At 67.4% G+C, this 14,206-nt stretch carries 10 protein-coding genes; 5 read left to right on the plus strand and 5 right to left on the minus strand.

Annotation, left to right across the window (positions count from 1 at the left end):
• Window positions 1-690 precede the first annotated feature (690 nt).
• Both FHY09_RS15410 and FHY09_RS15415 read left to right on the plus strand, forming a co-directional pair.
• Complete coding sequence (locus tag FHY09_RS15410) at window positions 691-2,370, plus strand: long-chain fatty acid--CoA ligase (protein ID WP_166927791.1); 1,680 nt, start codon at window positions 691-693, stop codon at window positions 2,368-2,370.
• A gap of 183 nt (window positions 2,371-2,553) precedes the next feature.
• A complete protein-coding gene (locus FHY09_RS15415) occupies window positions 2,554-3,423 on the plus strand; it encodes a crotonase/enoyl-CoA hydratase family protein (protein ID WP_166927792.1) in 870 nt (289 codons plus the stop codon).
• Between the two features lie 64 nt (window positions 3,424-3,487).
• On the opposite strand, the gene FHY09_RS15420 is transcribed toward FHY09_RS15415, so the two are convergent.
• The 4 genes from FHY09_RS15420 to prfB all read right to left on the minus strand — a co-directional run bounded on the left by FHY09_RS15420 (window position 3,488) and on the right by prfB (window position 9,804).
• Window positions 3,488-5,659 carry a response regulator gene (locus tag FHY09_RS15420; RefSeq protein WP_166927793.1) on the minus strand — a complete coding sequence of 724 codons (2,172 nt, stop codon included), beginning with the start codon at window positions 5,657-5,659 and terminating at the stop codon, window positions 3,488-3,490.
• Window positions 5,660-5,663: 4 nt separating this feature from the next.
• Entirely contained in the window at window positions 5,664-6,803 is a 1,140-nt protein-coding gene (locus tag FHY09_RS15425; RefSeq protein WP_166927794.1) for a response regulator, read from the minus strand.
• 235 nt (window positions 6,804-7,038) lie between these two features.
• On the minus strand, window positions 7,039-8,556 hold the full coding sequence (lysS, locus tag FHY09_RS15430; RefSeq protein WP_166927795.1) for a lysine--tRNA ligase: 1,518 nt from the start codon (window positions 8,554-8,556) through the stop codon (window positions 7,039-7,041).
• A gap of 122 nt (window positions 8,557-8,678) precedes the next feature.
• Window positions 8,679-9,804, minus strand: a protein-coding gene (prfB, locus tag FHY09_RS15435; protein WP_166927796.1) for a peptide chain release factor 2 whose coding sequence is annotated in 2 segments (ribosomal slippage) — window positions 8,679-9,728 and window positions 9,730-9,804 — 1,125 coding nt in all. Because the reading frame shifts where the segments join, the coding sequence is not laid out codon by codon here.
• Between the two features lie 188 nt (window positions 9,805-9,992).
• On the opposite strand from prfB, the gene FHY09_RS15440 reads away from it, so the two are divergent.
• A complete protein-coding gene (locus tag FHY09_RS15440) occupies window positions 9,993-10,730 on the plus strand; it encodes a M48 family metallopeptidase (RefSeq protein WP_166927797.1) in 738 nt (245 codons plus the stop codon).
• A 63-nt stretch (window positions 10,731-10,793) separates the two neighbouring features.
• Here the strand turns inward: FHY09_RS15440 and FHY09_RS15445 are convergent, their stop codons facing one another.
• Complete coding sequence (locus FHY09_RS15445; protein WP_166927798.1) at window positions 10,794-11,699, minus strand: LytTR family DNA-binding domain-containing protein; 906 nt, start codon at window positions 11,697-11,699, stop codon at window positions 10,794-10,796.
• 155 nt (window positions 11,700-11,854) lie between these two features.
• Here FHY09_RS15445 and FHY09_RS15450 point away from each other — a divergent pair, with 155 nt between their 5' ends.
• Both FHY09_RS15450 and FHY09_RS15455 read left to right on the plus strand, forming a co-directional pair.
• Window positions 11,855-13,045 carry an acyltransferase family protein gene (locus tag FHY09_RS15450; protein ID WP_166927799.1) on the plus strand — a complete coding sequence of 397 codons (1,191 nt, stop codon included), beginning with the start codon at window positions 11,855-11,857 and terminating at the stop codon, window positions 13,043-13,045.
• Between the two features lie 96 nt (window positions 13,046-13,141).
• On the plus strand, window positions 13,142-14,194 hold the full coding sequence (locus tag FHY09_RS15455; RefSeq protein ID WP_166927800.1) for a DUF1176 domain-containing protein: 1,053 nt from the start codon (window positions 13,142-13,144) through the stop codon (window positions 14,192-14,194).
• Window positions 14,195-14,206 lie beyond the last annotated feature (12 nt).

Below are 14,206 nucleotides of genomic sequence, written 5' to 3' on the forward strand. Positions count from 1 at the left end.
TTGGCGGGGGGGGGCGGGGGGGGGGGGTGGGGGGGGGGACGGCAAGAGCCGCTCCTGGGGGCCTCGTTTCGCGCCATCCTTGGCGCTCACCGCCCCCACCCACCCCCACCGCCCAGCCCTGTGACAGGGCTGCATCCACCACGGTAAAAAAAATAAAAAGCAAAGGCAAAATCATGCTTACGGGCTGCCGCTGCTTTTGCTTTTGCTTTTGCTTTTGCTTTTTTATTTTTTCATCCGTGGCGGCGCACGGAGCGTGTCAGGGGCTGGGCGGGTGGAGGCGGCGGGGGCGTGTCGCGCCAAGGATGGCGCGACGCGAGGCACGCATGGATGCAGCTCTTGCCGTCCCCCGCCGCCTCCACCCGCCCAGCCAAGCCACGCACACCCGAAAATCCCGCACCGCCACGAGGGGCTCAGCCGTTCGCGGTAACCCCACCGACAACCCTCCCACCCTGATGGCGCGACGCGAGGCACGCAGGGATGCAGCTTTTGCCGTCCCCCCCCGCCTCCACCCGCCCAGCCAAACCATGCACACCCCAAAAGCCCACGCCGCCACGAGGGGCCCAGCCGTTCGCAGTCCATCACCCGCGGCCCACTTCGCGTTTCCCATCCGGACCGGTATGCTGCCAAGGCTGGATCTGGCCGCTGCCGGCGCCAGTCCCAACACAACAACAGCTTCCTGGAGGGGGAATGATGAGCCTGGAACGTCCCTGGTTGCAGAGTTATCCGCAAGGCGTGCCCGCCGAGATCGATGTCGATGAATTCCGCTCGGTGTCGGCCGTCTTCGACGCCTCGGTGGCCAAGTACCGTGACCGGCCCGCCTACTCCAGCTTCGGCAAGGTGCTCACCTACGGCGAAACCGATGCCCTGGTCGAACAGTTCGCCGGCTACCTGCTGGGCGAACTCAAGCTCAAGAAGGGCGACCGTGTCGCCCTGATGATGCCCAACTGCCTGCAGTACCCCATCGCCACCTTCGGCGTGCTGCGTGCAGGCCTCACCGTGGTCAACGTCAACCCGCTCTACACCGCGCGCGAATTGAGGCACCAGCTGGTCGACGCCGGCGTGACCGCCATCGTGGTGGTGGACAACTTCGGCGACACCGTGCAGCAGGTCATCGCCGATACGCAGGTCAAGCACGTGGTCACCACCGGCCTGGGCGACATGCTCGGCGCCAAGGGCGTGGTGGTGAACTTCGTACTGAAGTACATCAAGAAGATGGTGCCCAACTACACCTTGAAGGGTGCGGTGCGCTTCCGCCAGGCGCTCAAGCTCGGCAGCCGCCACACCCTGCCGGACGTGCAGATCGACCACGAGGACATCGCGTTCCTGCAGTACACCGGCGGCACCACCGGCGTGGCCAAGGGCGCGATGCTCACCAATCGCAACCTGGTGGCCAACATGCAGCAGGCCTCGGCATGGATCGGCGCGTCGGGCATCGAGCCGGGCCGCGAATGGATCATCACCGCGCTGCCGCTGTATCACATCTTCGCTCTGACCGCGAACGGCCTGGTCTTCATGAAGTTCGGTGGCTGCAACCACCTGATCACCAATCCGCGCGACATGAAGGGCTTCATCAAGGAGCTCAAGGGCGTGCGCTTCACCGCAATCACCGGCGTCAACACGCTGTTCAACGGCCTGCTCAACACGCCGGGATTCGATGAGGTGGATTTCTCTTCGATGAAGGTCACCCTCGGCGGCGGCATGGCCGTGCAGCGTGCGGTCGCCGAGCGCTGGAAGAAGGTCACCGGCGTGACCCTGGTCGAGGCCTACGGATTGACCGAAACCTCACCGGCGGCCTGCATCAACCCGCTCACCCTGTCCGAGTACAACGGCTCCATCGGCCTGCCGATTCCCTCCACCGATGCCTGCATCAAGGACGACAGCGGCAACCGGCTGGGCCTGGATGAAGTGGGTGAGCTGTGCATCAAGGGTCCGCAGGTCATGAAGGGCTACTGGCAGCGGCCGGACGATACCGCCGCGGCGATCGATGCCGAGGGCTGGCTGCACACCGGTGACATGGCGAAGATGGATGCGAAGGGCTTCTGCTATATCGTGGATCGCAAGAAGGACATGATCCTGGTGTCCGGCTTCAACGTGTATCCGAACGAAGTGGAAGACGTGATCGCGATGATGCCCGGGGTGCTGGAAGTCGCCGCGGTCGGTGTGCCGGATGAGAAATCCGGCGAGGTGGTCAAGGTGGTCATCGTCAAGAAGGATCCCGCATTGACCGCCGAGCAGGTCAAGGCACATGCGCGCACCAACCTGACCGGTTACAAGCACCCGAAGATCGTCGAGTTCCGCAAGGAACTGCCGAAGACCAACGTCGGCAAGATCCTGCGCCGCGAGCTGCGCGATACGCCTCCGCAGAGCTGATCGCGCATTTTCGGCGCGCGCCGAACGTGCTGGCTACTGAAAGGCCCGGACCGGAAACGGACGGGCCTTTCGCGTTGCGGGGCCGACCGTACGGTGTAGGATCGCGCCGTGTGGATCCGTTCGGCCCGCCGCCCACCGCCCCCTTCAGCGGGCCAGCCTGTTGTCGATGCCGAGGAATCTGCCATGAGCACCATTGAAAAGCTGACCGTCTCCCACGCTTACGCCACCATCCGCACCGAAGACAGTGCCGACGGTTCGGCGCATTGGCTGTACATGCATGCCGATGCGGCCACCGGCGTGCGGGCCTGCTGCCGCAAGGACATGCTCGATGAAATGTGGCGCTACATGAGCCACGTCACCCGTGGACCGGCGACCCGCCACGACGGCCGCCTGCGCCATTTCGTGCTGGCCTCCGATGCCGCCGCCTACAACCTCGGCGGCGACCTGGAACTGTTCACGCGGCTGATCCGCGAGGGCAACCGCGATCGCCTGCTCGCCTACGCGCAGCGCTGCGTGGAAGGCGTGCACCACCTGCACACCGGCTTCGGTGGCGACGTGCGCACCATCGCGCTGATCCAGGGCGACGCGCTGGGCGGCGGCCTGGAGATGGCGCTGGCCTGCCACACCATCGTGGCCGAGGAAGGCAGTGGGCTGGGCCTGCCCGAAGTACTGTTCGGCCTGTTCCCGGGCATGGGCGCCTATTCGTTCCTGTGCCGGCGCATGGCACCGCAGCAGGCCGAGAAGATCATCCTCGATGGACGCGTGTACAGCGCCGAGGAAATGCATGCGCTGGGCGTGGTCGATGTGCTGGTGAAAAAGGGCGAAGGACGCGCTGCGGTCGAAACGTTGATCCGCCAGCACCAGCGCATTCCGCAGTCCTACCTGGCGATGAACGCAGCGCGCAACCTGGCGCAGGCCGTGAGCCATGACGAACTGCTGGAAATCACCAAGGTCTGGGTGGATTCGGCCCTGGTGCTGGGTGACAAGTCACTGCGCACGATGGACCGGCTGGTCAAGGCCCAGACACGGCGCGCCAGCCTCGATGTCGCCTGACAACCCGCGTCCTGCCACCGCTCGACGGGCGGTGGCAGGACGCGGTGTTCGCGACTGATCGGGCTCAGCCCGGATCGGCTTCGTCCACGCCCGGCTGGCGGCGGTGCTGCGCACGCGCGTCCAGCGCGGCGCGGCCTTCCTGCAGCGCGATCTGCAGCACGGACAACCGCTGTCGCCACTCCGCCTTGAGCTGCCAGTCGGCCATGCGCATCAGCTCACCGGCACGATGGGCGGCACGCGTCAGGCCCACGTTGCCGGTCACGCCCTTGATGGCGTGCGCGTGCTCGCGCAACTCCACCCAGCGCAGGCCTTCGCCGCTGGCATGCGCCTTGTGCATCGCCGCGTCCGCATCCTGCAGGCACTGGCGGACGAACTCGCGTTCGAAGCCTTCACCCATGCCAAGCATCGCCAGCTCGTCCAGCACGCCGGTATCGAGCACGCCCTCGGTGGCCGGGGACGGGCGCATCGAAGGCGGAGCGGCTGCCAGCGTCTGGTTGGTGGCGATCTCCGCCAGCGTATCGAGCAGGCGCACGGCCACCACGGGCTTGGCCAGGAAGGTGTGGGCGCCGGCCTGCGTGCAGCGCTGGATGGCCTCGGGCGTGACGTCGGCGCTGAGCACCATCACCGGCGTGCGCGGTGCGCCACCGGCCTGCATCACGCGCAGTTCCTTGAGCATGTCCAGCCCGCTCATCCCCGGCATGTGCAGATCGACGATCACCGCATCGAATTCGCTCTCGGCCAAGGCATCAAGCACGGCCTCACCGCCGTTGACACACACCACGCGGTGACCGGCTTTCTGCAGCAGGCGCTGCAGCACCATGCGGTTGGCCTCGTGATCGTCGGCCACCAGCAGGCTCATGCCACGTACCCGCGCGCGATGGCGCAGGAAGGGATCGGCGAAGGCGATGACATTGCCCCCCTCCCCGTCCAGCGGCCCCGCCACGATCGCCGGTGCAGGCACGGCAGGCGGCGGCAAGGGTGGTGCGAAGGGAATCTCCACCCAGAAGCGGCTGCCGCGAGGCGAGTTGGGTTCGTAGCCGATCTGCCCGCCCATCGCCTCCACCAGCCCCTTGGCGATTGTCGTGCCCAGGCCGGTGCCTTCGTGGCGCCGCGCCAGGCTGACATCGGCCTGCTCGAAGGCCTCGAACAGCCGCGGGCGCATTTCCGGCGTCACGCCAATGCCGGTATCCAGGATGTCGAAGCGCAGCGTAACGCCGCCCTGCGTGTCCGCACGGGTCACGCTCACACGGATCTCCACCCGTCCCTGGTCGGTGAACTTCACCGCATTGCCCGCAAGGTTCAGCAGCGTCTGGCGCAGATGCCCGACATCACCCCGCAGCCGCGGCGGCACTTCCGGCGCGATCCGCACCTGGTAATCCAGGCGTTTGCCCTTGGCCTGCGGCAGCAGGATCAGCCCGATCGCCTGCATCACATCGCCCAGGGCGAAGTCCTCGGACATCACGCGCAGTTTGCCAGCCTCGATCGCCGAGATGTCGAGCACCTCTTCCACCAGCGCCAGCAGACTGCGCGAGGACGCCTGGATGGTGTTGAGGCACTCACGCTGTTCCTCGTCCAGACGCGTGGTTGCCAGCACTTCGGTCATGCCGGCCAGGCCGTTCAACGGGGTCCGGAACTCATGGCTCATGTTGGCCAGGAAACGGCTCTTGGCCTCGCTGGCGCGGCGGGCCTCGGCCATGGCTTCGGTGAGCTGGCGCAGCAGCGTGGAGAAATACAGCGGCACCGCCGCCAGGCCCAGCCACAGGCCGAACGCGAGGCGTCCGTTCTGCTGCCAGTACTCGGTGAACAGGGCCGTGCACCCGAAGCCGGCCATCGCCATCGCCACGGCCAGATAGAGATAGTTGTTGCCGAAACGCATGCCGTTGCCCACGGTCACCCACATCACCACGATGTAGACCCAGGCCAGCGGCTCGCCCATCTGGATCATGCCAGCGGCGGTGAGCCCGTAATCGGCGAGCATGCCGAGGATGCGGCGCGGATCGGAGCGCTGTGGCCGCCACAGCAGCCAGCCGAACGCAAGCAGCGAAAGGGTCAGCCCGGTCAGTACGATCGCCAGCACACCGTTGTATTGGGCCGGCGGCAGGTCGGCGCGCACCCAGGGCAGCAGCACGTACACCAGGATGCCGACGATCAGCACGATCCGGACGATCTGCTGGCCGTGCTCGGTATCCTGGCGCTGCGCGAGGCGGTGCCGCAGCAGGTGCATCACCGATGGCATCGGACTAGAGTCCTGGTCGCGTGGAGGCGGTGGAGTGGTCGGCGCAGATCTGCTCCAGTTGCGGGCGACCGCGCAGCAGCGCGCTCACCACGCGCGGATCGAACAGGCGTCCGCGCTGCGCGTAGAGATAGGCCAGCGTCGCATCCAGTGTCCAGGCTTCCTTGTAGGGCCGCGGCGAGACCAGCGCATCGAACACATCGGCCACCGCCACGATGCGGGCTTCGAGTGGGATGGCATCGCCCACGAGACCGTCCGGGTACCCGCTGCCGTCGTAGCGTTCATGATGCCGCAGCGCGATCAGGGCACCGACCTGGATGAACCGGTTCTGGCTGCCGCTGAGCAGCTCGTGGCCGATCCGCGGATGGCGGCGCATGATCGCCAGCTCCGCATCGTTCAACTTGCCCGGCTTCAGCAGCACCGCATCCGGAATGGCGATCTTGCCCATGTCGTGCAGCGGGGCCGCCATCTCGATCAGCTTGACCTCCTCTTCCGGCAGGCCCAGCTGTTCGGCAATCAGCCCGGCCACGCGGGCCATGCGTTCCAGGTAGGCACTGGTGCCGGCGTCACGGAACTCGATGGCGCGCGCGAGGCGGGAGAGGGTTTCGCGTTCGCGCTCTTCCACCTCGTGCATGCTCGCCAGCAGCCGCTGTTCCAGCGACAGCGCCCGCTGTTTCACGTTCTCGGTCTGCTGGCGCAGCTGCAGCAGGTTGTAGCAGCGCGCGCGCAGTTCGCGTGGCCGGATCGGCTTGACCAGGAAGTCGATGACCCCCGCTTCCAGCGCGGCCTGCCGGATCGGCTCATCACCGACCACGGTGATCAGGATCACCGGAATATCGCGGTGCTTGGGCAGCCGCCGGAAACGCCGCGCGAACTCCAGGCCGTCCATCTCCGGCATGCGGTAGTCCAGCAGCAACAGATCCACCGGGCGCGACTCACACCAGGTGAGCGCGGCAAGCGGATCACCGAAGTCATGCACGCTCAGTTCCGGCGCGATGTCCTCGATCACATGTCGAAGCATCGTCCGGGCAGATGTCTGATCATCGACGATGACGATGTTCAACGCGGTCTCCGCCTGCCGTTCCGACCATCCGGGAAGCAGGTCCGGCGACGTCAGCCTGCCGCCCTGCGTGGTGAGATCCTGCATCGGTCCGATTTCCGCCATGGCTCCCCCGGATGATGGTCGCCATCCGAGCGCGGTGGCGACGTTGACGGACCCGGCTGGCCCCTCCCCCTCAAGAAGCGCCAGGCGACCGGCCGTTTCCACGGCCGCAGGCACAACGATACACTGGGCGGCCGGACAGTCAACGCCTGTTCGCCCTTCCCGGACACGCCCGGGGCGGGCCCGGCGGTTCCTGTCGCCGTCAGGCCCGAAGTGCGACTCAGCCCTGGGGACGCATGTACGGGAACAGCAGGACGTCGCGGATCGAACTGCTTCCGGTCAGCAGCATCACCAGGCGGTCGATGCCGATGCCCAGGCCACCGGTCGGTGCCATGCCGTACTCCAGCGCACGGATGTAGTCGGCATCGTAATGCATCGCCTCGTCATCGCCCCCGTCCTTGGCCTCGACCTGGGCCTGGAAACGTGCGGCCTGGTCCTCCGGGTCGTTGAGCTCGGAGAAGCCGTTGGCCAGCTCCTTGCCATTGACGAACAGCTCGAAGCGGTCGGTGTAGCCGGGCTCGCTGTCGCTCGCGCGGGCCAGCGGAGAGACCTCCACCGGGTGATCGGTGATGAAGGTCGGCTGGATCAGCGTGTGCTCCACGGTGGCCTCGAAGATCTCCAGCAGCAGCTTGCCCCAGCCCCAGGCGGGCTTGAACCGGATCTTCAGCCGCTCGCAGTGCGCGCGCAGCGCGTCGCGGTCGGTGCAGTCGGCAGCGCTGATTTCCGGGTTGTGGTGACGCACGGCTTCGTCCATGCGCCAGCGGCGGAAGGCCGGGCCCAGGTCGATCCGCACGCCGTCCCACTCCACCTCGGTGGTCCCGAGCACGCTGCGGGCCACGTCACGGATCACGCCTTCGGTCAGGTCCATGATCTCGTTGTACGTGGCGTAGGCCTCATACAGTTCCATCATGGTGAATTCCGGGTTGTGCCGGGTGCTGACGCCTTCGTTGCGGAAGTTCCGGTTGATCTCGTAGACGCGCTCCAGGCCGCCCACGGTCAGACGCTTCAGGTACAGCTCCGGCGCCACGCGCAGGTACAGATCCAGATCCAGCGCGTTGTGGTGCGTGGTGAACGGCTTGGCCGTCGCGCCGCCGGGGATGTAATGCATCATCGGCGTTTCGACTTCCAGGAAGTCGCGCGCGTCCAGCCAGGCGCGCATCGCCCGGATGATCTTCGAGCGCTTGATGAACACCTCGCGCGACTCCGGGGTCACGATCAGGTCGACGTAGCGCTGGCGGTAGCGCTGCTCGACGTCGGCCAGGCCGTGCCACTTGTCCGGCAGCGGCCGCAGCGACTTGGTCAACAGGCGGATCGAGGTGGCCTTCACCGAGAGTTCGCCGGTCTTGGTACGGGTCAGGCCGCCTTCCACCGCGATGATGTCCCCCACGTCCCAGCCCTTGAACGCGGCATAGGCATCGCCCAGCGCGGTGGACTGCAGGAACAGCTGGATGCGCCCGGACTCGTCCTGGATCTGCGCGAAGCTGGCCTTGCCCATCACCCGCTTGGCCATCAGCCGGCCGGCCATGCGCACCGTACGGGCGCTGGCTTCGAGGGCCTCGGCGGTCCAGGTGGCTGCATCGGCGAACTCGGCCTGCAGCGCGCCGGCAAAGTCCTCGCGGCGGAAATCATTCGGGTAGGCAATGCCCTGCGCGCGCAGTGCACCCAGTTTCGCCCGGCGCTCGGCGATGAGGCTGTTCTCGTCGACGGGGGGCTGCGGCGCGGCGGTCTGCTCGTTCATGGGCTCGATTGCTGGTAGTCGTATGGGGGGGTCTACAGGATCCGGCCCGTCGAGCATACGACGGACCGGGGGACGGCCACCGCAGCGGCGGCCAGGGGGTGCCGCGCGGGCACCCCGGCGGCTCAGGCGTCGCTGCGCTTGGCGCCCGCTTCCAGGCCGGATTTCAGGCTTGCCTCGATGAACTCATCGAGATCGCCGTCCAGCACCTTCTGCGTATCGGTGCGCTCCACGCCGGTGCGCAGGTCCTTGATACGGCTCTGGTCGAGCACGTAGTTGCGGATCTGGCTGCCCCAGCCGATATCGGACTTGGTGGCTTCCAGCGCGTCACGTTCGGAATTGCGCTTCTGCACTTCGAGCTCGTACAGCTTGGCGGCCAGCATCTTCATCGCAGTATCGCGGTTCTGGTGCTGGCTGCGGCCGGTCTGGCACGCCACGACCGTGTTGGTCGGGATGTGGGTGATGCGCACCGCCGACTCGGTCTTGTTGACGTGCTGGCCGCCGGCGCCGGACGACCGGTACACGTCGGTGCGCAGATCGGCCGGATTGATGTCGATCTCGATGTTGTCATCGACTTCAGGCGAGACGAACACCGAGGTGAAGCTGGTATGCCGACGGTTGTCGGAGTCGAACGGGGACTTGCGCACCAGGCGGTGCACGCCGATCTCGGTCTTCAGCCATCCATAGGCGAAGTCACCTTCCACGCGGAAGGTGGCGGACTTGATCCCGGCGACATCACCGCCGGAGACTTCCATCAACTCGGTCTTCCAGCCACGGGCCTCGCACCAGCGCAGGTACATGCGCAGCATCATTTCCGCCCAGTCCTGCGCCTCGGTGCCACCGGCGCCGGCCTGGATGTCCACGAAGGCGTTGCAGCTGTCCATCTCGCCGGAGAACATGCGCTGGAATTCCAGCTGCTCGACGTGCTTCTGGAACTTCTCCAGGTCCGCGACCACCGCATCGGCCGTGTCCTGGTCCTGTTCGGATTCGGCCAGCTCCAGCAGCTCGCCCGACTCGGCCAGGCCATCGAGGATGCTGGCGATGCCGCCTACGGTCTTGTCCAGCAGCGAGCGCTCGCGCCCCAGGTTCTGGGCGTATTCGGGCTTGTTCCAGATATCGGGATTTTCGAGTTCCCGCGTTACTTCTTCGAGCCGTTCCTTCTTGGCGTCGTAGTCAAAGATACCCCCTGAGCGACAGCACGCGATCGGTCAGATCGGTGATGCGCTGGCGGACAGGATTCAGTTCGATCATGTCGGCGGTTCATGCATGAATAGATGACTGCGCATGATAGCGCATCCGTGCCCGCCCGGTTCCGGCAGCCGGCTGGGCCGGGTCCGCCGACAGCGCCTGCATTCCACTGTCGCATCCAGCTCGCTAGACTCGCGGCTCGCCGCTGCCCCCGCAGCCGGCATCCCCCCGTTCCAAGGAGCTTTACGTCAATGAAGATCACCTCACTCACGCTTGCGGTCGCCGCTCTGCTGGCGTCCGGCAGTGCTGCCGCCATCGACCTCAAGGGCATGACCAGCAGTGCGCTGAAGGCCGGCAAGGCCGTCACCCTGTCCGACCAGGAGGTCGTGGCCGCTGCCGCCCAGGCCTGCGCCTACATGGACCAGGAGAACACCCCGCTGCCGGCCAGCGACCCGTATGCCCGCCGCCTGGCCACCATCACCGCCGGCCTGGCCAACGAAGACGGCCTGGCGCTGGACTTCAAGGCCTACCGCACCGATGAGGTCAATGCCTGGGCCATGGCGAACGGGTGCGTGCGCGTCTACAGCGGCCTGATGGACATGGCCACCGACGACGAGATCCGCGGCGTGATCGGTCACGAGATCGGCCACGTCAAGCTGGGCCACAGCCGTACCAACATGCGCACCGCCCTGCTCGCTTCGGCTGGCCGTGACGGCCTGGCGGCCAGCGGCAACGAGAATGTCACCGCGCTCACCCAGGGCCAGCTCGGCGACGTAGCCGAAGGCTTCGTCAACGCGCAGTTCTCGCAGAAGGAAGAAAGCGCGGCCGACGAGTACGGCTACCGCTTCATGAAGCGCCACCAGCGTGACCCGGCGGCCCTGGCGAGCATGTTCCGCAAGCTCTCCAGCCAGGGCGGCCTGATGTCCTCGCACCCCGGCTCGGACGCCCGCGCTGCGCGCATCGACGCGATGATCAGGAAGAACCCGTAAGTCCGCGTTACGGTGCCGGCCCTGTGCCGGCACCCGGGTGGCCCCGCAGACCACGCGATGCCATCAACGCGGCGCGGCGCCCTCGCCGGCAAGCGCCTGTCGCAGCAGTGGCAGCTGCCGTCGGCTGCAGGGCACCCTCGCCCCATCGTCCATGTGCAGGACCGCTTCACCACCGTCGGTCGGCTCGATCGAGCGCAGGTGCATGCGGTTGACCAGCCAGCTGCGGTGGGCGCGCAGGAAGCGGCCGGGATCGAGCCGCTGCTCAAGCGCAGCCAGGGTGATGCGCAGGGGATAATCGTGGCCGCGCACGTGCAGGTTCACATAATTGCCCGCCGCCTGTGCGTACTCGATGTCGGCCGTCGCCAGCAGGAACTCCTTGCCGAGCGTACGGACCAGAAAGTGGACCGGGCGCTCCACCGGTTCGGCCGCAGGGCCGGCGTCAGGCACCGCCAGCAGGGCCGCCTCACCGTGCCGTCGCCGCCCGAACCAGGCCAGCGCATGCACGGCACTGACCAGCAGCGCGTAGGTCTGCAGATCCTTGAACAACTCATACAGCCATTGCGTGGGCCAGGGCCCGAACTGATAGCGGCTGCCAGCGAGGGCGTGCAGCAGGTGCCGCAGTCCCACCATGCCGGCGACATGCAGCAGCCACCAGGCCAGGGCACCGGCCAGGTACGCCGGCAGCAGGCGCCGCCACGTATCGGCATGCAAGGGCCAGCGCGCCGCGCAGCGCACCAGCACGGCCAGCAGCAGGAGTGACACGGTGGCACTGCTGAATTCATCGACACTGGCGGCGAACCAGTCGAACGCTTGTCGGTCACGCGCCGCACGCATGCAGCCGGCGAACACATTGGCCAGCGCCGTGGCATAGAACAGCAGCAGCCAGAACACCGCCGCGCTGCCCCTGCCACGCGGTGCATCCCTGCCGGCAGGCGCTGCGCCGACGGCGGTCACTTCGTTGTGGTCCATGCCGCGCATTATGGCCTGTCCACGTCCCTGCACCGCTCCCATTGGTCCCCCGCCGACCGCCATCGGTCCCTGCACCGCCGCAGCCGATCCCTTCAATGCGCTGCCGCAGGGCCGGTAATGCACGCTCGGCACTCTCCTGCCCGACCGACACCTGCATGCCACGACGCCACGATATCGATGCTCTCCGGGTATTCGCCCTGCTGCTGCTGATTCCTTACCACGTGGCCATGGCCTACGTGGCCGAATGGGACTTCCACCTGAAAAGCAGCCATCTCTTCGAGTGGCTGCAGTGGCCGATGATCGCGCTCAACCGCTGGCGGATGCCGCTGCTGTTCGCCATCTCCGGCATCGCGCTGGGGCTGGCCCTGCCGGTGGCGGGTCGCGTGCGCTTTGTGTTGCGCCGGAGCGCACGGCTGCTCCTGCCGCTGCTGTTCGGTATCGTGGCCGTCGTCAGCCTGCAGGCCTACTGCGAGGCCGTCGACAAGGGCGACGTAGCGCCCGGGCTGGGGGCGTTCCTGCTGCGCTACTGGCAGTTCAGGCCCTGGCCCGGCGCGACGTTCACCGGCGCCGAGCATGGCTTCACCTGGAACCACCTGTGGTATCTCGCCTACGTGCTGCCCTACACCCTGCTGACCGTGGCAGTGGCCACCCTCCTGCGGCCATTGCGTCCGCTGCTGCCCGCATGGACGCCTGGCCACCGCAGCGTCGCCCTGATCGGCCTGCTGCTGCCGGTCGCGTGGTTGGCGTGGGCGATCCTGTACCTGTTGCCGCGCTTTCCTCCCTCACATGCGCTGGTCGGCGATGCGTTCGTCCACGCTGAGTCCCTGCCGCTGTTCGCGCTGGGGTTCGCAGCGGCGCGCTGGCAGCGTGGCTGGGATCTGCTGCTGCGGTGGCGGCGGGCCACTCTGGCCCTTGCGCTGGCCGGGGTGACAGTGGAGCTCGGCATCCGCGGGCTGGGCCGCATGCCAGACTTCGAGAGCCTGCCACCCGGGTTGCTGGCACTGCCCTGGGCCACCACCGAACGCATCGCCCGCGCGCTCTACACCTGGACCGCCGTGCTGGCCCTGTTCGGCTGGGCGCGTGCATGGCTTGACCGCCCCTTCCGCTGGCTGCCCTACGCGCGCGAATCGGTGTTCTGCCTCTATCTGCTGCACCAGACGGTGCTGATCGTGCTGCTGTACCTGCTGCGCCCCTTGCAGCTGGGCGCGCTGACCGAAGCGCTGCTGGTGCTCGTGGGCACCTTCGCGATCTGCCTGCTGCTCCACGAAGGGCTGATACGCCGCAGCACGCTGCTGCGCCCGCTGTTCGGGATGCCACGCCACCGCGTGGCTCCGACGCAGGCATGAATGCCTGGCAACCCGTGCGCGCCGGGTGGCGATCCGGCTTGGACACTGATCCCACATCGGCGACCATGCACGCCTCCCCCGTGCCAAGGACGCACCGTGCGCCGTTCCCTCCTGCTCCCGCTGCTCATGCTGCCGCTTCCACTGGCCGCGCAGATCGCGCCGACCACGCCCCGCGTGGACTTCACCCACCACGACTGGACCATCGCCTGCGACAACACGCGGACCTGCCGCGCAGCCGGTTACCAGGACGAGGCCTCCAGTGACATGCCGGTGTCGGTGCTGCTGACCCGGCGTGCGGGGCCGGACGCGCCGGTGCAGGCCCAGCTGATGCTGGGCAGTTACGAGGAAACGGTCATGCCGGCGACGCTGCGCCTGCGCATCGACGGCGCCGACCAGGGCGTGCTGGACTACAACGCCAACGAAGGCACGCTCGCATTGCGCGCCCCGCAGACCGCCGCGCTGCTGGCCTCGCTGCGGGGCCGCAGCGACATCCTGCTGGACAGTGACGACCATCGCACGTGGCGGCTGTCCGGCAAGGGGGCCACCGCCGTACTGCTCAAGATGGACGAGTTCCAGGGCCGCCTTGGCACGCCTGGGGCACTGGTACGCAAGGGCGGACGTGCCGAAACCTCGGTACTGCCGCCCCTGCCCGTCCCCCAGCTGACGCTGGCGGCGGTGCCGCCGACGCGCCCTGCCGACAGCGCGCTTGCGGCTTCGCCCGCGCTGCGTGCCGCACTTGCAGCGACCACGTCCGCGGACGACTGCGCCACGCTCGCACCCGGCGGCGCGCTGATGGAGGGCGAGCCGCCGGAAGCGCTGCACGTCACCCGCCTGAGCGCGGACAAGCTGCTGGTCTCGGTGGCGTGCTGGCGCGGGGCCTACAACGAGGGCAGCGGTTACTGGGTCATCAATGACCACGCGCCCTATGCACCGATCCTGGTCACGACCTTCGGCAACGAGGCCGAGGGCAACGCGATCAGCGGCTCGCACAAGGGACGCGGTCTGGGCGATTGCTGGTCGTTCAACAGCTGGGGCTGGACCGGCAAGGCCTTCGTGGCCACCGGCGTTTCCACCACCGGCCTGTGCCGTCTGGTTGCCGCGGGCGGCGCATGGACGCTGCCGACCTACGTCACCGACGAGCGGCCCTGACACCGGCCGCCC

It is taken from the genome of Xanthomonas sp. 60, assembly GCF_011761925.1.

Coding starts and splice junctions, on each gene's coding strand:
- FHY09_RS15410 (WP_166927791.1), top strand. CDS start 691: ATGAGCCTGGAACGTCCCTGGTTGCAGAGTTATCCGCAAGGCGTGCCC.
- FHY09_RS15415 (WP_166927792.1), top strand. CDS start 2,554: ATGAGCACCATTGAAAAGCTGACCGTCTCCCACGCTTACGCCACCATC.
- FHY09_RS15420 (WP_166927793.1), bottom strand. CDS start 5,659: ATGCCATCGGTGATGCACCTGCTGCGGCACCGCCTCGCGCAGCGCCAG.
- FHY09_RS15425 (WP_166927794.1), bottom strand. CDS start 6,803: ATGCAGGATCTCACCACGCAGGGCGGCAGGCTGACGTCGCCGGACCTG.
- lysS (WP_166927795.1), bottom strand. CDS start 8,556: ATGAACGAGCAGACCGCCGCGCCGCAGCCCCCCGTCGACGAGAACAGC.
- FHY09_RS15440 (WP_166927797.1), top strand. CDS start 9,993: ATGAAGATCACCTCACTCACGCTTGCGGTCGCCGCTCTGCTGGCGTCC.
- FHY09_RS15445 (WP_166927798.1), bottom strand. CDS start 11,699: ATGGACCACAACGAAGTGACCGCCGTCGGCGCAGCGCCTGCCGGCAGG.
- FHY09_RS15450 (WP_166927799.1), top strand. CDS start 11,855: ATGCCACGACGCCACGATATCGATGCTCTCCGGGTATTCGCCCTGCTG.